The sequence below is a fragment of the Mesorhizobium sp. WSM4871 genome, assembly GCF_055811295.1.
The window spans coordinates 281,768-301,529 of sequence record NZ_JBVVPU010000003.1; the positions used below are offsets into that span (position 1 = coordinate 281,768).

The window sequence follows — 19,762 nt, forward strand, 5'->3', positions numbered from 1 at the left end:
CTGTCAATTGGCTAGGAGGCAACGGGAAGACTTTATTTGCGACACGGGTCGCAAATGGGCAATCGCTATGCGGCGAACGATCCGCATGCAACCGGATTGAGCAGATGCGCCGAGATGTAAAATGAAAACGCCGCCTCGGCAGGACCGAAGCGGCGTGAAATCATCTGCAGAGCAGCGGCATGCGCTGCTCGCAAGCTTGCCGGATCAGGCGACGAAGCCGAGACGCGCCGCATTCATGGCGCCGGTTTGGCCGGGCATAGTGTTGGCAAGGCGCTGGCGCTCGAGCGCGGTCGTCAGGTTCATTTCACGACGAGCGAAAAGGCGGGCAAAAAGCTTCATTGTCATCTCCATTCGGTTGCTCAGACGGGTCGCCTTCGCTTGATGGAGTGGGGCAGCTCGTTTGCTGCCGCTGATATAGGCTTACGTGAGGGGAAACTAAATGACAAAAGCGAAGCACTTGATATGAAAAGCGACACGGAATGCGTCAATTTTGGGCATTCTGCCGAAGATTTACGATCATATACAAGGCGTTAGTTCGAAAGATGGGCAGCTATGCGGCTTGCTCATATGCGCCATGCGATGGCGACATGGCTCTAAAATCATTTGAATGCAAATAAAATAGAAAGGCCTGCCGGGCGGGGTTGCGCGGCAGGCCTTCAGCACTTGGTACACACGATCTACTTTGCTCCAGCCCAGGATCCGACGCCATGGCGCGTGCTGGTCTTGGTGTCGGCGGCTTCTGGCCAGCCGATATCCTTCTGCAGTTCGATCGGCAGCGCGTGGATGGCGCGTTCGGTCTGGTAGCGGGCGCGGGCCTCGCTGAATTCGGTCGCGAGGCGACCGATGGAAGACAGGATAGACATTTCGTTCTCCTTTGCGTGTCTGGTTTTCAGGTCGCTGGGCATGGGAAGCGCTACACAAGGTTTGTTTCAGCTTCATTTCGTGTCGAATGCAGGTTCGTGTCATGGTCGTTTCAAGACCGCTTTTGATCCGTCCTGCTTCGATGGAGTTGACTATCCTCCCAAAGTGATGTTCAATCAAACGAAATGGAATGATCGTTTGCATCAGAAAAATTGAAGGTCGGTTCCCATGAACGCCCCACTCAATCATCCGCTGCCACTGCTCGATCTCGACGTCCTGCGCACTTTCGTGGCGATCGCCGAGACCGGCAGCTTCACCACCGCGGCCAATGCCGTCTTCCGCACGCCGTCGGCCGTCTCCATGCAAATCAAGAAGCTGGAGGACATTCTCGGCCGCTCGGTGTTCGCCCGCGACGCGCGTTCGGTGACGCTGACGACGGATGGCGAGATGCTGCTCGGCTATGCCCGCCGGCTCTTGTCGATCAATCGCGAGGTGGTGTCGAAATTCATCATTCCCGACATTGTCGGGGTGGTTCGGCTCGGTTCGCCGGACGACTATGGCGAGCGCGTTCTGCCGCATGTGCTGAAGCGGTTCGCGCAGTCGCATCCGTCGATCGCCGTCGACGTGACCATCGACCAAAGCAGCAATCTGCGCCGGCGCATGGACGACCGGGCGCTCGACATCACGCTGCTCACCAATTCCTACAAGACCAGCGCGCTCGGCGCCGAAGTGCTGCTGACCGAGCCGATCGTCTGGGCCGGCGCCAAGGGTGGCTGCGCGCATCTGCGCGAGCCGCTGCCGGTCTCCTTGTGGGAAGAGGGTTGTGCCTGGCGGGCTGGGGCGCTGGAGGCACTCGGCCGCGAGGGCCGCAACTACCGCATCGCCTATATGAGCGCGCATACGGCCGGCCAGCGCGCGGCTATCATGTCCGACCTTGCGGTGGCGCCGTTGCCGAAATCCTTCCTCGGCAACGATATGGTCGAGCTTTGCCCTAAGGACGGCATGCCCGATATCGGCACCTACAACCTCGCCATGGTCGTGGCGCCGGACGCCAGCGCACCGGTGAAGGCGGTCGCCGACCATATCCGCGCGACCTTCGAACTGTTCAGGGAAACCGGCAAGTTCTGACGGCCCTACGGTGAGCCGCGTTTCAGTGCTCAACGATCTTGTTGCATTCGGGAAGCCGATCGATCGTCTGGCTGCAATGGTGGGCGACGTCGGTTGGTCCGAGACGCCAGTGGTCATCCTGACGGCTGATCATATTTCGAGCGTGCTGCGACGATTCCAGGCAGGAGAACTTACTGCTGCAGACGTGGAGACGTGGGCGGACCTGATCGAATGCAGGGAAGACATCGACTACCAGTCAGAACGGCATGAAGAAATACTGGAAGCGATCTATGTGCTGGCCAATCCGGTCTTAAATGGATCGCTTGACGGGGCCTTGGCCGACCAGGTGATCGCCTCGCTCTCGGTCTGATCAGAGGTTCTTTCCTCGCCCAAGAATGCCACGATGCTGTTCCGCGCGCGCCTTGCCTCCGGCATGTCGACCAGCGGCCAAACGTGGAACATACCCTTCTCGTAGACGACCTCCACGTCGACGCCGGCAACCCGCGCCTTTTGCGCGAAGATCAGATTGTCGGGTGTCAGCATATCGCGCGAACCGGTCAGAAGCAGCGTTTTCGGCAGAACCGAAAGGTCGCCGTAGAGCGGGCTGATGCGCCAGTCGCCGGGATCTATGCCGGCGCTGTAGAGCCGGACCGCCTCGAGCCCGCCGGGGATGCCCAGCCACGGATCGTAACGTTCGGCCTCGATCACTTCGGGATTGGCGAGCGATACGTCGAGGCCGGGCGAGATCAGCACATGGCGCGAGGGCAGGGGCACTGCGTCTTGCGCGGCCATCATGGTCAGCACCACGGCCATGTTGCCGCCGGCGGAATCACCCATGAAGACGATGTCGTCGGCTTCCGTCTCGTCGAGCATCCGCCGGTAGACCTCGCCGACCATGCCGAACATGGCATGGAAATCATGTTCGGGGGCGATGGGATAGATCGGCACGGTGATGCCGAAGCCCAGCCGGTTGGCCATCTCGGCGATCAGCCCCCAATGATAGGACGTGATTTGAAAGACATAGGCGCCGCCATGCAGGTAAAGGATACGCTTGCGCTCGCCGGCTTTGGGCGCGATCTCATAGACGGGAAAACCGCCGACGCTGCGCGTCGTGATGTCGAAGCGTTGATGCAGCGAGGCAGGCGGCCGGTGGTCCTCGGTCTTGCGGGCATAGGCGATCCAGCGCTGCAGGTTTTCCGGGCTGGAAAAAGCCTGCTTGCGGCTGTGCCTGAGCACGAAGGACACGACATGGCTTTTCAAACTGGGCATGCGGACACACGGACTTCGGCTGAGCCGACTAAGAGAACCCCATAGTCCGAAGATCGTATCTTCATCCAGGATGTCAAGATTTGCGCGGTGTCAATACGATGTGATCTGGTGACCGGGGCCAGTATTCAATCGTCCGCGCACCGCGACGTTCAGCGTCGGGGCAGCAGCGCGGCATGCAGCCTGGTGTCGGCCGCCGGAGCCGCAGGACGGCTCCGACGCTTGCCGAGCAGTTTGCATTTGTCGGCGAAGGTCATCAGCGCGCCGAACCCAACAGCAGGGCCGACAGCTTGGTCTGCGGGTCGTCGCGCTGCGATACGGGCCAGCCGATATCCTTCTGGATTTCGGACGGCAGGCTGTTGAGCGCGCGGATCGACTTGCTTCTGTTGTGTGCATGCTTGATGGCGGCGCCATAGCGACCGAGACTTCCGAACATCGACATCTTCTTCTCCCTTGAAGCGGTGGTTGGAAGACATTTCCTGCCTACCGTTCGATGCCCGTTAAATGCTCCCAGCATGTATCTGAGGGATTTCGCGAAAACGGCATTTCGGTTTCCAGATCGACCGATCTGGAAACATTTGCATGCAAATGAAATCGTAACGAATGCCGCTTTCGCCGGCGGGATGCTACTCCCGGCCGCGCCGAGCCGCGTGGCCTTCGCGCGAACGCCGCCGCGGGGCGGCGTCGCCGGCAACACCGTCCTCGCTGACGGTTTTGCGGGGCGGCAATTTCACTACCGCCGACAGTTTCGGGAACGGGTCGACCTTGTTCGGCAGCGCCATGGCGTAGACGAAATGCTCCTGGAATTTCGGCTCCAGCGCCGTCTCGATCTTCTCGATCTGGCTGACGGTTTGCTCGATCTCGCGGCGGTAGCCGCGGTTCAGGAGCGCCATGCGAGCACCGGCGCCGGCGGCGTTGCCGACGGCCGAGACCTTGTCGAGGTCGCAGTCCGGGATCAGGCCCAGCACCATGGCGTATTTCGGGTCGATGAAGGAACCGAAGGCGCCGGCGAAGTGGATGCGGTCGACATGCTCGGTGTGCTGCTTTTCCATCAGCAGCTTGGTGCCGGCGTAGAGTGCCGCCTTGGCCAACTGGATGGCGCGGATGTCGGTCTGGGTGATGGTGATCTTCGGCTCGCCTTCCTTCAGCACGTAGGAGAAGGTGCGGCCATTGGCGACGACGCGCGGCGAGCGGGCGCCGAGCGATCCGTCGATGACGCCGTCCTCGGAGATGATGCCGGCGAGATACATTTCGGCGACCACCTCGATGATGCCGGAGCCACAGATGCCGGTGACGCCGGTCGCCTGCACGCTGTCGAGGAAGCCCGGCTCGTCGGACCACAGTTCCGAGCCGATGACGCGGTATTTCGGCTCCAGCGTGTCGGGATCGATGCGCACGCGCTCGATGGCGCCGGGCGCTGCACGCTGGCCGCCGGAGATTTCGGCGCCCTCGAAGGCCGGGCCGGTGGGCGAGGAGGCCGCCACCACCCGCTGGCGATTGCCGAGTACGATCTCGGCATTGGTGCCGACATCGACGATCAGCATCATCTCGTCCTGGCGGTGCGGGCCTTCCGACAGCGTCACCGCCGCCGCATCGGCGCCGACATGGCCGGCGATGCAGGGCAGCATGTAGAGGCGCGCGCCCTGGTTGAGCTTCAGGCCGATATCCGACGCCTTGATGTGCACGGCGCCCGAGACGGCGAGCGCGAAGGGCGCGCCGCCAAGCTCGGTCGGATCGATGCCTAGGAACAGATGGTGCATGATCGGATTGCCGACGAAGACGGAATCCAGGATGTCGTTGCGCTGGACGTTGCCTTCCGCGCAGACCTTGTCGACGAGACCCGAGATCGCCTCGCGCACCGCGACCGTCATGCCTTCACGGCCGTCGGGATTCATCATCACATAGGAGACGCGGCTCATCAGATCCTCGCCGAAACGGATCTGCGGATTGGATGTACCCGACGAAGCGGCGACGCGGCCGGACAGCAGCGACACCAGATGCATGGCAATCGTGGTCGAGCCGATGTCGCAGGCAAGACCGTAGGCCTCGTTCTTGAGGCCCGGCCACAAGGAGATGACCCGCGCGGTCTCGCTTTCGGCATCCTTGTGGATGGCGGCCGTCGCGGTCCAGTTGCCCCTGCGCAAGATGCCTTGCACCTGCGGCAGGAGATGGAAATCGAAGTCGAGGCTCTTCAGCCCCCAATCCTTCATCAGCGCGATCTTCAGGCGATCGAGATCACCCAACGGCTTGTGCATGTCGGGCTCTTCGATCTCGACATAGCACATGTGTATTGCCGAATCGCGGGCGATGACCCTGGTGTCGGCATCCTTGCGGATGGTCTGCGCATTGATGACAGTGTCCTGCGGCACGTCGATGACGAGGTCGCCGAGGATCTGCGCCGAGCAGGAGAGGCGCCGCCGCTCGGGCAGGCCGCGCACGCGTTCGTAGCGCTCTTCCTTGGCGCCCTTGGGCGAGATGTGGTCATTGGAAGAGACGATCTTGTGCTTGGCGAAATTGCCCTCCTGCACCTCGATCTGGCAGCGCCCGCATGTGGCGCGTCCGCCGCAGACGCTCTCGACATAGACGCCGAGCTGGCGCGCGGCATCGAGCACCGGCGTGCCGACCGGAAACCGGCCGCGCTTGCCCGACGGCATGAACAGCACGAGGGGATCGGTGATGTTGGCAGGAGAGTTCACGATTGCGCGCTTATCCCCTGGCCATGCGGGCTTCGCGGCCGCCGCGCCGGCGGCCGCCATTGCCGCCTTCGCCTGGCGCGTTGACAGCCGTGGGTGCCGCGACCGCCTGGCCGCCTTCGGCCGGCTTGTAGTCCTTGTAGGTCCTGATCCAGTTGGTGCAGTTTTCGTCGGTGCCATTCAGCACATTGGCGCCGCGCACCGCTTCCATTTCCTGCGGCCGCACCGGATTCATGATCGCCGAGGTCATGCCGGCGCCGATCACCATCGGGATGAAGGCGGCGTTGATGCCGTGGCGATGCGGCAGGCCGAACGAAATGTTGGACAGGCCGCAGGTGGTGTTGACCTTGAGTTCCTCGCGCAGCCGGCGCAGCAGTGCGAACACCTGGCGGCCAGCGTCGCCCAGCGCGCCGATCGGCATCACCAGCGGGTCGACGACGACGTCATGCGCCGGAATGCCGAAATCGGCGCAGCGCTGGACGATCTTCTTGGCGACGGCGAAGCGCACGTCCGGATCCATCGAAATGCCGGTCTCGTCGTTGGAGATGGCAACGACCGGAACGTTGTATTTCTTGATCAGCGGCAGGATGGCCTCGAGCTTCTCTTCCTCGCCGGTGACGGAGTTGACCAGCGGGCGGCCCTTGGCGACCTTGAGCGCCGCCTCGATGGCGGCGGTCACCGAACTGTCGATCGACAGCGGCAGGTCGACCAGGCCCTGCACGATCTCCAGCGTCTGCACCAGCAGCGCCGGTTCGGTCGCGTTGGGGTCGACGGCGGTGACGCCGGCATTGACGTCGAGCATGGTCGCGCCGCAGGCGGCCTGCTCCAGCGCGTCCTTGATGACGGTCTCGAAATTGCCCGCCACCATTTCGGCGGCCAGCTTCTTGCGGCCGGTCGGGTTGATGCGCTCGCCGATCACGCAGAAGGGCTGGTCGAAGCCGATGATGATTTCTCGTGTCGCCGAGGCGACGATCGTCCGGGTCATGAAATCTCTCCGTCGTGATATAAAGAGTTCTTTATATCGTTTCTGATTTCGATCAAGCGAATGGTCACGGTTGGCATCATCAATGCGCCGTCTTGACCATGTCGACCTGCGTTTCGGTAATGTCGTCGTGCAAGATGCGGTCGAGCCGGTCGGCGACCATCTGGTCGTCGCGACGGATTTCGCGCTTCCACGGCTGGCGGCCCTTCAGCACGCCCGATTCATCGACGATCTCGGCGACATACTCCTCCTGGCGGTAAGCCATCACATGGACGCCGGAAACGCCTGATATTTCCTTCACCTCGTTGATGATGTCGATGCAGAGCTGCTTGCCTTCCTTCTTCTGGTCCTGGGCGCCCTCCAGCCGCTTGATGATCGCGTCGGGGATATGGATGCCCGGCACGTTGGAGCGGATCCATTTGGCGGTCTTGGCCGAAGCCAGCGGCCCGACGCCGCACAGGATGAAGCATTTTTCCGTGAAGCCGAGATCGCTGACCTTCTGCATATACGTGCGGAACATCGGCACGTCGAAGCAGTACTGGCTCTGCACGAATTGTGCGCCGGCGGCGATCTTCTTGCCCAGCCGATGCGGGCGGAAATCGATCGGCGGCGCGAAAGGGTTGATCGCCGCACCGAGGAAGAGCTGCGGCGGCGTCGTCAGCTTGCGGCCGGACAGGAACTTGCCGTTGTCGCGCATGATGCGACAGGTCTCCAGCAGCGACATGCAGTCGAGGTCGAACACAGGCTTGGCGCCTGGCTGGTCGCCGGCCTGCACGCCGTCGCCGGTCAAGCACAGCATGTTGGCGACGCCCATCGCCGCCCCGCCCAGCACGTCGCCTTGGATGGCGATGCGGTTCCTGTCGCGGCAGGCGATCTGCATGATCGGCGCATAACCCATGCGGGTCAGCAGCGCACAGATGCCAACCGACGACATGTGGCAGTTGGCGCCCGACGCATCGACGGCGTTGATGGCGTCGACCCAGCCATCGAAGATTTTCGCACGGTTGTAGACGTCTTCGGGATCAGCGCTGTCGGGCGGGTTGAGCTCGGTGGTCACCGCGAATTCGCCGCGCCGAAGCACGCGTTCCAGCCGTCCACGCGACGTATGGCCGGGCAGGGGTTCGAGCGGCAGATGGATGCCGGCCGGATTCTCGTCGCGCTGGCGGCCGATCATGCCGATGCCCCGGTCTTGGCGTTGGCGGCGGCTTCGCGCGCGGCGGCGGCCTGCGCGGTCACCCGCAGCCAGGCCGAGGTTTCGCGTAGCGACTGGTCGACCGGCTTTTGTACGTCGAGGATCTTGTCGCCATGCACCATGTTCCGGGAGCCTTCCCAGGCTTTCACCCAGACGCAAGGCATATCGGGCTCGACCTCGCAATTGCCATTGGCGCGCACGCCGCCACAAGGGCCGTTGCGCAACTGCTTGGGGCAGTTCATCGGGCATGACATGCCGGTGGAGGAGAGTACGCACTGGCCGCACATGCGGCAGTCGAACATGAAGCCCTTGACGCGTTTTTCGACGAATTTGATCGGTCCTTCGACCCTGTTGTAGCCGATGCCCTTCCACAAGGGATGCAGCAGCAGGAACATGTCGGCGAACCTGGAATAGAACCATTCGAGCAATCGCGAGTGCCGCACCGACCACAATCTAACCGCGAAGGAGCGCTGGACGCGCCGCTGCGGCGACACGTCGGCCGGCTTGTAGTCGGATTTCGGCGCTGCCTTCTTGACCAGTGTGGCCTGGGTAACCGCCGGGGTGGTTTCAGACATTTTCTGTCCCGCCCGCCTTGACCAGAGCGACCAGCCGCTCGCGGTCGTATTTCGCATCGAGCTCCTGAAAGGCTTTTTCGACCTCGGCTTCGAGATCGTCGCCGACCGGCACGGGGTCGGCCTTGCGCCATTCCGCCAGATAGTCGTCGGTGCCGCCGGCGCCGGTGCGCATGGCGCACATGTCGATCGCCTCGGTGAAGCGCAGCGGCAGTTCGCGCTTGGCGTTCTGCCGGCCTTTCTTGACGATGACCTGGGCGGGGATATCGCGCCAGTAGACGACAATCAGATCGGCCATGAATTCTCGCTCCTGCAGGGCGCTTTGCGTCTTATTGGAAAGGACGCCCTACCACTTCGACGCCGCTGCACAGTGCTTTCCGACGATCGCTTCCGATTTTCGGGCCGATGCAACAGTTTCGAGCATTGCCGCAAGCGCCATCAGGCTGCTTGTTATGGGACGACGCGCGCGCATTCAAAAGCGACGCAATCACTTACCGCAGAAGGAAAGCCAATCCAGGCCTCCCTCATTCGTCGCCAAAGCCATTGTGTCTCAAATCGGCGATCCGGACGATCATGCTTCGTTTCGGATCGAATGGGAGGTCCTGGAAATCAAAGCTCCGGTAGAAGGCTCTCACGGTCTCGTCGAGCGGGTGTGTGAGAACGCCGAAGCAGCCGATTTCGCTGGAGAAGCGGACCGCTGTCCTGAGTGCGAACAGAAGCAGGGAACGCCCACAGCCGCGCCCTTGATATCTTTGGTCGACGGCAAGTTGGCCAAGCAGTACAATGGGAATGGGATCTGGCCGGTTTCGTTGCGCGGGTTTTGGCATGTATGCGCGTTCGATCTGACCCGCGCTCAAGGCAACATAGGCGGCGATGCCGTTCGCCGCATCGCAGACGACGGTCGTGCGCGATACCCCATCTTGCTGATTGCGCCAGGCATGGCGGCGAAGCCAGTTGTTGAGCGACTCGCGACCGCAATCGAAAGCGTCCCTGTCGTCCTCGGCTGCAAGCGGCCGGGGCGGCTTCAATCCTGCCATACTGGCCGTGACGCCGCGAGCCTACGCAGCCCGGGAAGAGTCTTCGGCGACGACTTTGCCCACTCCTCGAACTTTTCCCAATCAACCGCGGGTATCGTCACGACGCGCCCGTCCAGCACCTCCATTTCGGCGGCTTCGACCGCCTTGCGCCGGATGAAGTCGCTGAGGTTGGTGTGGGCCTGCCTGGCGGCGGCTTCGAGAATGTCACGTTCGTCCGCGGTGACGCGAACGCTGAGGGGGGCCATGCTGGACATCGGATAAGATCTCGCCTTTCTGTATGACAATAGCATACAAAGTGGCCGATCGCCAGCGTCTACCACACGCCGCGGCGCAATCCGGTCCATAGATAGAACCAGATCGTCGGATGATACCACTGCTTCGAGGGCAGGCGCGGATCCGTTGTGGCGAGCTTTCCGGCCAGCGCATCGCCGACCGCCTCGACGCAGATGTCGCGCGAGAACGCCGCCTGCCGCAGCGCGTAGCTTGAAATGGTATCGCCCGGACCAGGTTTGCCGCGCGCCTGCCGCAGAACGCCGCCAGTGTCGACGCCGGCGTCGACCAGATGCACGGTGGTGCCGAAGTTTTCCGCATCGCCGGAAGCCAGCGCCCAGTAGCCGCCATTCATGCCGCGATATTTGGGCGCTATGCCGGCGTGATAGTTGAGGACCGGGCAAGGCATCCTGGCCAGCGTCTGCCGCGACAGCAGGCGGCAGCCGGCGAGCAGCACGACGCCGGGCTGGATCTCCGCGATGGCCTGCAGGCATTCCGGCGCATTGGCCGAAGGCACGTGGATGATTTTTTGCCCCGGTTTGGGTTCGGTTTGCAATTTCTGTTCGGCGACGATGCGCGCCGCATGGCCGGTGAAAAACCCCTTGCCGAGCCGCGTCAGCACCATCGTGCCAAGCTGTCCGGCGGCCTGCAACCAGCCTTGCCGGCGGGCACGACCGAGCAGCAATTGCTTTTTGGATTCAGGTGTTTCGAGGACAACGCTGACAGGACCAAGCCGGTCGGCGATGGCGTTGACGATGGCCCAGATATGCGGACCGCCCTCGGTGACGACGACGATCGGCGGCAGGTCTGATTTTAGGGGATCCATGGTCGCGACGTGCCGTCCGGATAGACATGGTCTTGGCGCGCCGGACGCTAAGTCGTCCGGGTTAATCCTTGGTGATCAGCGCTTGAATTCGAGGATGTCGAGCTTCGATTCGTAATAGGGCGCCGGGAACTCGATGCGCCATTCATTGGCGCTGTTGCGGAAGGCATAGCCGACCTGGTCGCTTTGCGGGCCGCTGCCATAGGGTTTTGCGGGGTCGTTGTTGACATAGAAGGAGCCGAGATAGATCGAGCGCTTTTCGCCGTCGTCGAAGAAACGGCCCTTGGTGCGCTGCGAGCCGCTGATTTTTTCCAGCATCCAGCCCGATCCGTCGTCGCTCACCTTGCACTTGAACCAGCCATAGATGACCAGCGCGCCGAGCCCGCCGGCCTTGATGGTGCGGCATTGCCAGTTGCCGGTGAGATCCTTGTCGGAAAAGGCGACCAGCGGCTTCGCCAGAAGCGCGTCGAGCTGTTTGACCTCGGCGGGACTGCCTGCCTTTGCCTCTTCGAGAGCTGTCTTGCGCGTCTCGCCATATTTGTCGAGCCGCGCCTTGTCCGCGGCGGTGATAAGCTTCTGCACCTCGCCATCGGCGAGCGCGGGCAGGGCGAAGCAGACAATTCCTGCGGCAATCAAGAGACGAGCGATCATCGGTGCGTTTCCCCTGTGGCTGGAACAGCCTGTTTTCCTGTCTGGTGCATAACTTACCGGTTCGCGGCGGCCTGTCATCCGGGCTTAACAGCGTCAGTCAAAAATCATGGTCTGATCGATGCGGATCTTGCTGACAGGATCGTCGGGCTGGGCAGCGCGCTGGCGCCGCGGCTGCGGGCGCTTGGCCATGACGCGCCGTCGGTCGTTGCGCGCTGCTTTCGGGATTATCCGGCGCTTTACGCCCACAAGGGCTGGACGATGTTTGCCTCGATCGACCGCGTCTATGACGCCACGCGGGTGAAGGACAGGTGTGGCTTCATCTGCAAGACCAGCTTTGCCGATGTGCTTGCTGCGCTCGCGGCGGAGGAGGGAACTGCCTACAACAATCTTCAGGCGTGCACCGCGGCGCCGGCCAGCTCCGCCGTCAGGTCGCCATAGCCGGTCGAGCGGCGCTCATAGGCAAGACCGAGCATCTTCGCGGCTTTCTCGGCGACCTTGTCGAGTTCGGGATCGTCGGTTTGGGCAAGATAGACCAGCTTCTCATAATTGCCGAAATAGTCCTTGATCAGCTCTGGGTGCCTGTCGAGGCCGAGCGGCTTCATGAAGAAGGCGTCGAACTGCCGGCACAGGAAGTCGGTCATGTAGAACGACATCATGTCGTCTTCGGCGACTTTGGCATAGGCATCCATGCCCTGGTAGAAGGCAAAGCAGTGTGGCCCTGCCATGCGCTCGACGCCATGCTTCTCGCAGACGCGGTCGAGCAGGCCGCCAGTGCCGCAATCGGCATAGCCGACGAAGATGTTGACGTAGCCGTTCGCCCTGGCTTTCACGATCGCCTTGTCCATGGCCGGCGCGATGCGGTCGGGATAAAAATGAAACTCCGCCGGCAGGCAGGTCAGCTCGATATGGTCAAGCCCGAGCTGCTGCTTGACGGCCAGAACTTCGCGCGCGATCATCCCGCAGGCGATGACCAGCAGCCTGTCCGCTTGATTCGGTTTCGTTTTCTGCCTCTTGGCCATGGAACCAGTCAAACCGGCCTTCGTTGCTTGGGGCGAATCTATCGAGAGAGGGATAAACCGTCCATGAAACTGTTACGCACTGCGCCGATAGCGATCCTTGCTTGCGCCTTGGCCCTTTCGGCCTGCGCCAACACAGTTCGCGGCGTCGGCAAGGATGTCAAATCCACCGCGAATGCTGTTGAGGATACCGTCAACAACCCCTGAGCCGTTCGCGGCCGCCTCCAACATCTGGTAACAAAAAAGCCGCGCTGCAAGGCGCGGCTTTTGGCAGGCGCCTTGCTAAAGGTCAGGCTGAAGCGCGCACATTGTGCTTGCGCTTCATGAAATCCTTGGCGGTCTCGACCGCCACCGCCGCGTCGCGGCAATAGGCGTCGGCGCCGACCGCCTTGCCGAATTCCTCGTTGAGCGGTGCACCGCCGACCAGCACGACATAGTCGTCGCGGATGCCCTTTTCCTTCATCGTGTCGATGACGACCTTCATGTAGGGCATGGTCGTGGTCAGCAGCGCCGACATGCCGATGATGTCGGGCTGATGCTGCTCGATGGCGTCCAGGTATTTCTCGACCGCATTGTTGATGCCGAGGTCGATGACGTCGAAGCCTGCCCCCTCCATCATCATGCCGACGAGGTTCTTGCCGATGTCGTGGATGTCGCCCTTGACGGTGCCGATCACCATCTTGCCCTGCTTCGGCGCGCCGGTGGCGGCGAGCAGCGGACGCAGGATGAACATGCCGGCCTTCATCGCGTTGGCGGACAATAGCACTTCGGGAACGAACAGGATGCCGTCACGAAAATCCTCGCCGACGATGCGCATGCCCTCGACCAGCGCCTCGGTCAGCACCTTGTAGGGCGCCCAGCCGCGCTCGAGCAGGATTTGCGTTCCCTCCTCGATCTCTTCCTTCAGCCCGTCATAAAGGTCGTCGTGCATCTGCTGCACGAGTTCGTCGTCGGAAAGCTCGGAAAGGATGATCTCGTCGTCGGCCATTTTTTCTCGGGCTCCTTGCCGCGTGGGACAATCACGGCAGCTCAAAAATATTGCGTCAATACCTAACCCGCCGGGGCTGCTTGTCCATAGCTGATTTGCGACTTCCCGCAAAAGGAAAGCGACCGCAAATCTATTGGAATTCTTGTCGATTTTGCGACAGGCGTTGGCGCTGGCGGGCCGTTTCGAATAGGGTGCATGGCTACGATCCGGCCAGAAGCTGCGGTATGCGGCCGCAACGATTTCAGGTTTCAGGGAAGAAACATCATGAGTGAGAACGCGCCAGTCGATCAGGAAGCGTCAAACGCCAGACGTGGCCGCGCTGCCAGTGGTGGCGCTGCTGCCCGGCGGGCGGCGCGCTCGGGCGGCGGCCCCGGCACCCAGCTCACCTACATCAAGCGCAAGATCAACGTCTATGAAGTGCTTGATGAAGAAGGGCTGGCGCTGATCGAGAAGAACACCGACACGGTGCTGGAAGAGATCGGCATCATCTTTCGCGACGACGCCGAGGCGTTGCAGCTCTGGAAAGAGGCGGGCGCCGACGTCAAGGGCGAGCGCGTGCATTTTCCGAAGGGCCTCTGCCGCTCGCTGCTGAAGACCGCGCCGTCCGTCTACACCCAGCATGCGCGCAATGCGGACCGCTCGGTGCAGGTTGGCGGCAACGCCACGGTGTTCGCGCCGGTTTATGGCCCGCCCTTCGTGCGCGATCTCGACGGTGTCAGGCGCTATGCGACGATCGAGGATTTCCGCAATTTCGTGAAGCTCGCCTATATGGCGCCGTCGATCCACCATTCGGGCGGCACGGTGTGCGAACCGGTCGACGTGCCGGTCAACAAGCGCCATCTCGATATGGTCTACAGCCACATCAAATATTCGGACAAGCCGTTCATGGGCTCGGTCACCGCACCCGAGCGGGCCGAAGACACGGTGGCGATGGCCAAGATCGTGTTCGGGGACGATTTCGTCGAAAACAACACGGTGCTGACAAGCCTGATCAACGCCAATTCGCCGATGGTGTTCGACGAGACCATGCTGGGGGCGCTGAAAGTCTATTCGCGGCACAACCAGGCCTGCATCGTCACGCCGTTCATCCTCGCCGGGGCGATGAGTCCGGTGACGGTCGCCGGCACGCTGACGCAGGTTCTGGCAGAAGTGCTGGCTGGCGCGTCTTTCACGCAGCTGATCCGGCCCGGCGCGCCGGTGCTGTTCGGCACCTTCGCCTCGTCGATCTCGATGCAGTCGGGCGCGCCGACCTTCGGCACGCCGGAGCCCTCTCTCGTTTCTTATGGCGCGGCGCAACTCGCGCGCCGGCTTGGCCTGCCGTTCCGTACCGGCGGCTCGCTGTGCGCGTCGAAGATACCGGATGCGCAGGCGGCCTATGAGAGCGCCAACACGCTGAACTCGACGATCCTTGCCGGCGCCAATTTCGTGCTGCACGCGGCTGGCTGGCTCGAGGGCGGGCTCGCCTCCTGCTACGAAAAATTCATGATGGATATCGACCAGCTCGGTATGCAGCAGAAGTTCTCCGAAGGCGTCGACCTGTCGGAGAACGGCCAGGCGATGGATGCCATCCGTCAGGTCGGCCCAGGCAGCCACTATCTCGGCTGCGACCATACCCAGGCCAATTTCCAGACCGCCTTCTACCGCTCCAATATCGCCGACAACAATTCCTATGAGCAGTGGTTGGCCGAGGGCGAGAAGACCGCGCCGCAGCGGGCTAACGAACTCGCCCGCCGCTGGCTGGAAAGCTACGAGGCGCCGCCTCTCGATCCGGGCATCGATGACGGTCTGAAGGACTTCATCGCCAGGAAGAAGGCGTCGATGGCCGACGCCTTCACGTGAAAGGAGCCCGAGTCAGGCGGGGCTAAAGTCGCCAACATCATCCACAAGGAAGTCTGGCGGAGCGCCTTCTCCGACCCGGACAAGAAGGGATGATTTGTGCGCGGCTTGATCGAAAGCATCGCGGCAGCGCTGGCGCGTGACGGGCTGATCCTTCGCGGCGGCTTCAATTTTGCCGATGGAGAGGAGGCAACTCCCGGCCTCTCCGGCGCAAAATCCGTGCTGCTGGTGGGGCAGGCGGGCGCAACCCCTTGGCCGCACTTCCTGCGTTGGCGTGAGCAGCAACCACAGCCGATCGCCAATCCGCTCGATACCTGGTCCCGCGAAGTGATCGGCACGGTGGCGAAGACATTCGGCGCGCGCGCCGTCTCACCTTCGGACAAGCCCTATCTGCCGTTCCAGCAATGGGCGATGCGGGCGGAAGGGCTGAAGCCGTCGCCGCTCGGCATCCTGATGCACCCGCGATACGGGCTTTGGCATGCCTATCGCGGCGCTCTGCTGTTCGAGAACGAGATCGCTTTTTCGAAACCTCGCGAGGCGACTCACCTTTGCGATGCATGCGTCGAAAAACCTTGCATGAAATCCTGCCCGGTCGATGCTTATTCCGCGGATGGCTTCGCTTATGAATCCTGTCTGGGACATGTGCGCGGGACGCCAGGCGAGCCTTGCCGCACTGGCGGGTGTCTTGACCGCAACGCCTGCCCTTATGGCACGGACTACCGCTATCCCCCGGAGATTCAGGTCTTTCACATGGCAGCCTTCGCTGGTCTGTAGCGCGCCGGCCACGAAATGTTGAAGACGAGGCCCGGGAAAGCGCCTTGCCCTGTCGACTCGTGCGGATATGTATCGCACGAGACTTGAACGGAGCGGACCATGGCGAAGCGGGACATTCAGATCAAAACCGGTGACGGCTCGGCAAAAGCCGGCCTGTTTCGCTCGGCGGCCCCGGTCAAGGCCGGGATCATCCTCTACATGGACGCGTTCGGTCCGCGCGCCGCGCTCGATCGGATGGCGGAGCGGCTCGCGGGCGACAATTACGCGGTGCTGGTGCCGGACCTTTTCTACCGCAATGCGCCCTACGGTCCTTTCGATGCCAGGACCGCCTTCAACGAGGAGAAGAGCAAGGCAGCGTTGATGGCGCTTATTGGCGGCACCACGCAGGAGATGACCATTCGCGATAGCGGTGCCTTTCTCGATGCGCTGGCTGCCGAGGGCGTCACCGGCCCGGTCGGCACCGTCGGCTATTGCATGGGCGGCGCAAGGGCGCTGAATGCCGCCGCTTCCTATCCCGACCGCATCGTTGCCGTGGCCAGTTTGCATGGCGGCAATCTCGCCAGCGATGCTCCCGATAGCCCGCATCGCAAGGCGGCGTCGATCAAGGCGCGTGTCTATGTCGGCACGGCGGGTGTGGACAGAAGTTTCCCGCCAGAGCAGTCCGCGCGGCTGGCCGAAGCACTCAGGGTGGCGGAAGTCGACCACACGATCGAGAATTATGTCGGCATGGCGCATGGCTGGTGCGTGCCGGACCACAGCGTCTTCGATGCGACCGGCGCCGAGCGTCACTGGAAGCGGCTGACGACGCTGTTTTCGGAAACTCTAGGCTGAAGCCCTGACGGCCGCCATTCGGCCGGCTGTAAAAAAATCTTCCCATCGCCCAAGGAATCGCCACTAGCCTTCGTCCAACAGGCAAATGATGGCGATGATGCTGGATGAAAGCGAAGCCTCCGACGCCGAGTTGATCGGGCGGGCGAAGGGCGGAGACAGAGGGGCTTTCGGCAAATTGCTCGAAAGGCACTATGGTTTCGTCTATCGCGCCGCCTATCGCTGGTGCGGAAAAAAGGCCGACGCAGAGGACATTGCCCAGGAAGTCTGCGTCCGGCTCGGCCGGGCGATCCGCGACTATCATGGCAGCGGCGCTTTCACGACCTGGCTCTACACCATGACGCTGAACGCGGCGCGCGACATGATGCGCAAGACAGCCCGAGAGACGGTCAAGACCGAAGCCTATGGCGCCTACGCGCTGATCTCGGGAGAGGCGCAGGCTGAGCCGGAAGACCCGGCAGAGGCGCTTTGGGCGGCGGTGCGAAAGCTGCCGGACAAGCAGCGCGACGCGGTGCTTCTGGTCTATGGCGAAGGGCTCAGCCACGCGGCCGCCGCCGAGGCGATGGCGATCTCGGAGACGACGGTTTCCTGGCACATCCATGAAGCGAAGAAACGGCTGAAGACGCTGATGCGTTCAGCCGGGGAAGTGTGACCATGGTCGACGACAACGAACTCAACAGGCTGCGTGGTGCAGCTGTACCGGCGCCGGATGCCGACGCGAAGGCGCGTGCCTTCGAGGCCGCGATGCGCGCCTATGACATGGACGAAAAAACTGACACCGCCGCCCAAGGATCGGCGAGCGGTCTTCGTCTCACAGAGCGAGCACAAAAGCTCTGGAGCGAAATCATGCCAAAGAAACTCTTCGCCACGCCGGCCATTGCCGGGCTCGTTGCCCTGCCGATAGCCGGATACGCCGCCATTTACATGCTGCAGGAGCAGCAATTCCGTTCCGGAGGGAACGAAAGAATCACTGAAACGCTGGCCGACAAACCAGCAACGGTGAAGCCGCTGACGGTGGCCGAGCCGGACAAGCAGAAGAAAACCGACGTCGACAGCGAAAGCCGCGACGCGACCGAGGCGCTTGTCGAGCCGGCTTCCCCGCCGAAATCCGAATCGACCGCCGCCGGCGGCCTGGTGCAGCAGGATCCGTCGGCAGCGCCGGTTTTGTCGCCGAGGTTTGACCTAAAGACGTACAAAAATACCAAAGATATGCAGCACGGCACTTTGCCGGCCGCGCCCGCGCCCAGTGATGAATTTTCCCGGGAGAGTGCCGGGCTCATGCCGAGCGCGCCCAATGCAGCCCGGGTCGGCCGCATGCCCGGCGCCGAATCCAAGCTGATGGTGCAGCCACAGGCCATGCCGGCCGACCAGATGCTGCCGCCGGAGCAAAACCGCGACCGCGTCGAGGATTTCAAGACCAATCCGGTGCGCGCAGCGCTTGAAGACCCGGTCTCGACCTTCTCGATCGACGTCGACACGGCCTCCTATTCCTTCGTGCGGCGCTCGCTGAAGGAAGGTGCTTTGCCGCAGGCCGACACGGTCCGCGTCGAGGAGATGATCAACTACTTCCCCTATGACTGGAAGGGTCCGGACGCTGCCACGACACCGTTCAACTCAACCGTCAGCGTCATGCCGACGCCGTGGAACGAGCACACCAAGCTGATGCATGTCGCCATCAAGGGTTTTGACGTGAAGCCGGCCGAGCAGCCCAAGGCCAATCTGGTGTTCCTGATCGACGTGTCGGGTTCGATGAACGAGCAGGACAAGCTGCCGCTGCTGCAGTCGGCCTTCCGCCTGCTGGTCAGCAAGCTGAAGCCGGACGATACCGTCTCGATCGTCACCTATGCGGGCGATGCCGGCACCGTGCTCGAACCGACCAAGGTCTCGGAGAAGGACAAGATCCTCAATGCCATCGATACTTTGAGGCCTGGCGGCTCGACAGCCGGCGAGGCGGGCATCAGGCAAGCCTACCGGCTGGCGCAAAAGTCCTTCGTCAAGGACGGTGTCAACCGGGTGATGCTGGCCACGGATGGCGACTTCAATGTCGGCCAGACCGATGATGACGATTTGAAGCGGCTGATCGAGCAGGAGCGCAAGACCGGCGTGTTCCTGTCGGTGTTCGGCTTCGGCCGCGGCAATCTGAACGACCAGATGATGCAGACCATTGCCCAGAACGGCAACGGCACGGCCGCCTATATCGACACTTTGGCCGAGGCCGAGAAGGTGCTGGTCGAGGATGCGTCCTCGACACTGTTCACCATCGCCAAGGACGTGAAGATCCAGGTCGAGTTCAACCCGAACAGGGTCTCGGAATACCGGCTGATCGGCTACGAGACCCGTGGCTTGAACCGCGAGGATTTCAACAACGACCGCGTCGATGCCGGCGAGATCGGCTCCGGCCATTCGGTCACCGCGATCTACGAGATCACGCCGAAAGGCAGCGGCGGCGAACAGATCGATCCGCTGCGCTACGGCCAGGCTTCAGTGAACAATGGCGGTGTTGCCAACGCCGACGAATATGCCTTCGTCAAGATCCGCTACAAGCTGCCGAACGAGGATGTCTCCAAGCTGATCACCACGCCGGTGACATCGGCCAACGAAGTGTCGTCCTTCGACCAGGCCAGCACCGATCAGCGCTTCTCCGTCGCGGTCGCGGCCTTTGGCCAGAAACTGCGCGACGAGGATGCGACCGCGAAGTTCGGCTACGACAGGATCATGGAGATTGCCACCGCCGCCCGGGGAGCCGACCCGTTCGGATACAGGTCCGAGTTCCTCTCGCTTGTGCGCCTTGCCTCGGCGCTGGGCGGCAATCGGTAGTGGCGATGACGGCCGGTTTCGTTCAGGTGGATCGTTCTGAATGCCGGCC

At 62.4% G+C, this 19,762-nt stretch carries 23 protein-coding genes; 8 read left to right on the forward strand and 15 right to left on the reverse strand.

The features are described 5' to 3' along the window. Nucleotides 1-204: 204 nt before the first annotated feature. Nucleotides 205-339, reverse strand: a complete 135-nt coding sequence (locus AC0L2H_RS07990; protein WP_013531161.1) for a hypothetical protein — start codon at nt 337-339, stop codon at nt 205-207. A 338-nt stretch (nt 340-677) separates the two neighbouring features. Continuing rightward, nucleotides 678-863, reverse strand: a complete 186-nt coding sequence (locus tag AC0L2H_RS07995; RefSeq protein WP_473589716.1) for a hypothetical protein — start codon at nt 861-863, stop codon at nt 678-680. 226 nt (nt 864-1,089) lie between these two features. Between AC0L2H_RS07995 and AC0L2H_RS08000 the strand changes: the two genes are divergently transcribed. Together AC0L2H_RS08000 and AC0L2H_RS08005 are read left to right on the forward strand one after the other, a co-directional pair. Beyond that, entirely contained in the window at nt 1,090-1,989 is a 900-nt protein-coding gene (locus AC0L2H_RS08000) for a LysR substrate-binding domain-containing protein (RefSeq protein ID WP_473589717.1), read from the forward strand. Between the two features lie 25 nt (nt 1,990-2,014). Beyond that, nucleotides 2,015-2,338: a hypothetical protein gene (locus AC0L2H_RS08005; RefSeq protein ID WP_473589718.1), complete on the forward strand. Its 324-nt coding sequence runs from the start codon at nt 2,015-2,017 to the stop codon at nt 2,336-2,338. On the opposite strand, the gene AC0L2H_RS08010 is transcribed toward AC0L2H_RS08005, so the two are convergent. From AC0L2H_RS08010 to AC0L2H_RS08065, 12 genes are all read right to left on the reverse strand, one after another. After that, a complete protein-coding gene (locus tag AC0L2H_RS08010; RefSeq protein WP_473589719.1) occupies nt 2,257-3,237 on the reverse strand; it encodes an alpha/beta hydrolase in 981 nt (326 codons plus the stop codon). The genes AC0L2H_RS08005 and AC0L2H_RS08010 overlap by 82 nt on opposite strands. 253 nt (nt 3,238-3,490) lie before the next feature. Next, a complete protein-coding gene (locus tag AC0L2H_RS08015; RefSeq protein WP_473589720.1) occupies nt 3,491-3,676 on the reverse strand; it encodes a hypothetical protein in 186 nt (61 codons plus the stop codon). Nucleotides 3,677-3,860: 184 nt separating this feature from the next. Beyond that, entirely contained in the window at nt 3,861-5,990 is a 2,130-nt protein-coding gene (locus AC0L2H_RS08020) for an ASKHA domain-containing protein (protein ID WP_473589721.1), read from the reverse strand. After that, nucleotides 5,941-6,912: a methyltetrahydrofolate cobalamin methyltransferase gene (locus tag AC0L2H_RS08025; protein ID WP_107650287.1), complete on the reverse strand. Its 972-nt coding sequence runs from the start codon at nt 6,910-6,912 to the stop codon at nt 5,941-5,943. The genes AC0L2H_RS08020 and AC0L2H_RS08025 overlap by 50 nt, the downstream gene beginning before the upstream one ends. Nucleotides 6,913-6,991: 79 nt before the next feature. Beyond that, complete coding sequence (locus tag AC0L2H_RS08030) at nt 6,992-8,083, reverse strand: methylenetetrahydrofolate reductase (protein ID WP_473589722.1); 1,092 nt, start codon at nt 8,081-8,083, stop codon at nt 6,992-6,994. Beyond that, complete coding sequence (locus tag AC0L2H_RS08035; RefSeq protein ID WP_473589723.1) at nt 8,080-8,676, reverse strand: methylenetetrahydrofolate reductase C-terminal domain-containing protein; 597 nt, start codon at nt 8,674-8,676, stop codon at nt 8,080-8,082. Before AC0L2H_RS08035 ends, AC0L2H_RS08030 begins: the two co-directional genes overlap by 4 nt. Then, complete coding sequence (locus tag AC0L2H_RS08040; RefSeq protein WP_473589724.1) at nt 8,669-8,971, reverse strand: virulence factor; 303 nt, start codon at nt 8,969-8,971, stop codon at nt 8,669-8,671. The genes AC0L2H_RS08035 and AC0L2H_RS08040 overlap by 8 nt, the downstream gene beginning before the upstream one ends. A gap of 226 nt (nt 8,972-9,197) precedes the next feature. Then, nucleotides 9,198-9,710 (reverse strand): GNAT family N-acetyltransferase, encoded by a 513-nt coding sequence (locus AC0L2H_RS08045; protein ID WP_473589725.1) that lies wholly within the window; start codon nt 9,708-9,710, stop codon nt 9,198-9,200. Next, nucleotides 9,698-9,955, reverse strand: a complete 258-nt coding sequence (locus tag AC0L2H_RS08050) for a type II toxin-antitoxin system TacA family antitoxin (RefSeq protein ID WP_473589726.1) — start codon at nt 9,953-9,955, stop codon at nt 9,698-9,700. Before AC0L2H_RS08050 ends, AC0L2H_RS08045 begins: the two co-directional genes overlap by 13 nt. Before the next feature lie 68 nt (nt 9,956-10,023). Then, the gene (locus AC0L2H_RS08055) at nt 10,024-10,806 is read right to left on the reverse strand and encodes a formyl transferase (protein ID WP_473589727.1); all 783 of its coding nucleotides are present in this window, start codon (nt 10,804-10,806) and stop codon (nt 10,024-10,026) included. A 75-nt stretch (nt 10,807-10,881) separates the two neighbouring features. Beyond that, entirely contained in the window at nt 10,882-11,454 is a 573-nt protein-coding gene (locus tag AC0L2H_RS08060; RefSeq protein WP_473589728.1) for a DUF4893 domain-containing protein, read from the reverse strand. A gap of 389 nt (nt 11,455-11,843) precedes the next feature. Further along, nucleotides 11,844-12,473, reverse strand: coding sequence for a DUF1638 domain-containing protein (locus AC0L2H_RS08065; RefSeq protein ID WP_473589729.1), 630 nt, complete (start codon nt 12,471-12,473; stop codon nt 11,844-11,846). Between the two features lie 63 nt (nt 12,474-12,536). Between AC0L2H_RS08065 and AC0L2H_RS08070 the strand changes: the two genes are divergently transcribed. Continuing rightward, nucleotides 12,537-12,677, forward strand: a complete 141-nt coding sequence (locus AC0L2H_RS08070; RefSeq protein ID WP_097577119.1) for an entericidin A/B family lipoprotein — start codon at nt 12,537-12,539, stop codon at nt 12,675-12,677. A gap of 82 nt (nt 12,678-12,759) precedes the next feature. On the opposite strand, the gene AC0L2H_RS08075 is transcribed toward AC0L2H_RS08070, so the two are convergent. Continuing rightward, entirely contained in the window at nt 12,760-13,458 is a 699-nt protein-coding gene (locus AC0L2H_RS08075; protein ID WP_008876431.1) for a corrinoid protein, read from the reverse strand. A gap of 264 nt (nt 13,459-13,722) precedes the next feature. Between AC0L2H_RS08075 and AC0L2H_RS08080 the strand changes: the two genes are divergently transcribed. From AC0L2H_RS08080 to AC0L2H_RS08100, 5 genes are all read left to right on the forward strand, one after another. Continuing rightward, nucleotides 13,723-15,297, forward strand: coding sequence for a trimethylamine methyltransferase family protein (locus AC0L2H_RS08080; protein ID WP_473589730.1), 1,575 nt, complete (start codon nt 13,723-13,725; stop codon nt 15,295-15,297). A 96-nt stretch (nt 15,298-15,393) separates the two neighbouring features. Beyond that, nucleotides 15,394-16,068: a hypothetical protein gene (locus AC0L2H_RS08085; protein WP_473589731.1), complete on the forward strand. Its 675-nt coding sequence runs from the start codon at nt 15,394-15,396 to the stop codon at nt 16,066-16,068. A 99-nt stretch (nt 16,069-16,167) separates the two neighbouring features. Beyond that, entirely contained in the window at nt 16,168-16,899 is a 732-nt protein-coding gene (locus AC0L2H_RS08090; protein ID WP_473589732.1) for a dienelactone hydrolase family protein, read from the forward strand. A gap of 88 nt (nt 16,900-16,987) precedes the next feature. Beyond that, nucleotides 16,988-17,548 carry an RNA polymerase sigma factor gene (locus AC0L2H_RS08095; protein ID WP_473589733.1) on the forward strand — a complete coding sequence of 187 codons (561 nt, stop codon included), beginning with the start codon at nt 16,988-16,990 and terminating at the stop codon, nt 17,546-17,548. Between the two features lie 2 nt (nt 17,549-17,550). Then, entirely contained in the window at nt 17,551-19,713 is a 2,163-nt protein-coding gene (locus AC0L2H_RS08100; RefSeq protein ID WP_473589734.1) for a vWA domain-containing protein, read from the forward strand. Nucleotides 19,714-19,762: the final 49 nt, after the last annotated feature.

Coding starts and splice junctions, on each gene's coding strand:
- AC0L2H_RS07995 (WP_473589716.1), bottom strand. CDS start 863: ATGTCTATCCTGTCTTCCATCGGTCGCCTCGCGACCGAATTCAGCGAG.
- AC0L2H_RS08045 (WP_473589725.1), bottom strand. CDS start 9,710: ATGGCAGGATTGAAGCCGCCCCGGCCGCTTGCAGCCGAGGACGACAGG.
- AC0L2H_RS08020 (WP_473589721.1), bottom strand. CDS start 5,990: ATGGCGGCCGCCGGCGCGGCGGCCGCGAAGCCCGCATGGCCAGGGGAT.
- AC0L2H_RS08065 (WP_473589729.1), bottom strand. CDS start 12,473: ATGGCCAAGAGGCAGAAAACGAAACCGAATCAAGCGGACAGGCTGCTG.
- AC0L2H_RS08050 (WP_473589726.1), bottom strand. CDS start 9,955: ATGGCCCCCCTCAGCGTTCGCGTCACCGCGGACGAACGTGACATTCTC.
- AC0L2H_RS08100 (WP_473589734.1), top strand. CDS start 17,551: ATGGTCGACGACAACGAACTCAACAGGCTGCGTGGTGCAGCTGTACCG.
- AC0L2H_RS08070 (WP_097577119.1), top strand. CDS start 12,537: ATGAAACTGTTACGCACTGCGCCGATAGCGATCCTTGCTTGCGCCTTG.
- AC0L2H_RS08055 (WP_473589727.1), bottom strand. CDS start 10,806: ATGGATCCCCTAAAATCAGACCTGCCGCCGATCGTCGTCGTCACCGAG.
- AC0L2H_RS08030 (WP_473589722.1), bottom strand. CDS start 8,083: ATGATCGGCCGCCAGCGCGACGAGAATCCGGCCGGCATCCATCTGCCG.
- AC0L2H_RS08095 (WP_473589733.1), top strand. CDS start 16,988: ATGGCGATGATGCTGGATGAAAGCGAAGCCTCCGACGCCGAGTTGATC.
- AC0L2H_RS08015 (WP_473589720.1), bottom strand. CDS start 3,676: ATGTCGATGTTCGGAAGTCTCGGTCGCTATGGCGCCGCCATCAAGCAT.
- AC0L2H_RS08010 (WP_473589719.1), bottom strand. CDS start 3,237: ATGCCCAGTTTGAAAAGCCATGTCGTGTCCTTCGTGCTCAGGCACAGC.
- AC0L2H_RS08025 (WP_107650287.1), bottom strand. CDS start 6,912: ATGACCCGGACGATCGTCGCCTCGGCGACACGAGAAATCATCATCGGC.
- AC0L2H_RS08090 (WP_473589732.1), top strand. CDS start 16,168: ATGGCGAAGCGGGACATTCAGATCAAAACCGGTGACGGCTCGGCAAAA.
- AC0L2H_RS08080 (WP_473589730.1), top strand. CDS start 13,723: ATGAGTGAGAACGCGCCAGTCGATCAGGAAGCGTCAAACGCCAGACGT.
- AC0L2H_RS08040 (WP_473589724.1), bottom strand. CDS start 8,971: ATGGCCGATCTGATTGTCGTCTACTGGCGCGATATCCCCGCCCAGGTC.
- AC0L2H_RS08035 (WP_473589723.1), bottom strand. CDS start 8,676: ATGTCTGAAACCACCCCGGCGGTTACCCAGGCCACACTGGTCAAGAAG.
- AC0L2H_RS08000 (WP_473589717.1), top strand. CDS start 1,090: ATGAACGCCCCACTCAATCATCCGCTGCCACTGCTCGATCTCGACGTC.
- AC0L2H_RS08060 (WP_473589728.1), bottom strand. CDS start 11,454: ATGATCGCTCGTCTCTTGATTGCCGCAGGAATTGTCTGCTTCGCCCTG.
- AC0L2H_RS07990 (WP_013531161.1), bottom strand. CDS start 339: ATGAAGCTTTTTGCCCGCCTTTTCGCTCGTCGTGAAATGAACCTGACG.
- AC0L2H_RS08075 (WP_008876431.1), bottom strand. CDS start 13,458: ATGGCCGACGACGAGATCATCCTTTCCGAGCTTTCCGACGACGAACTC.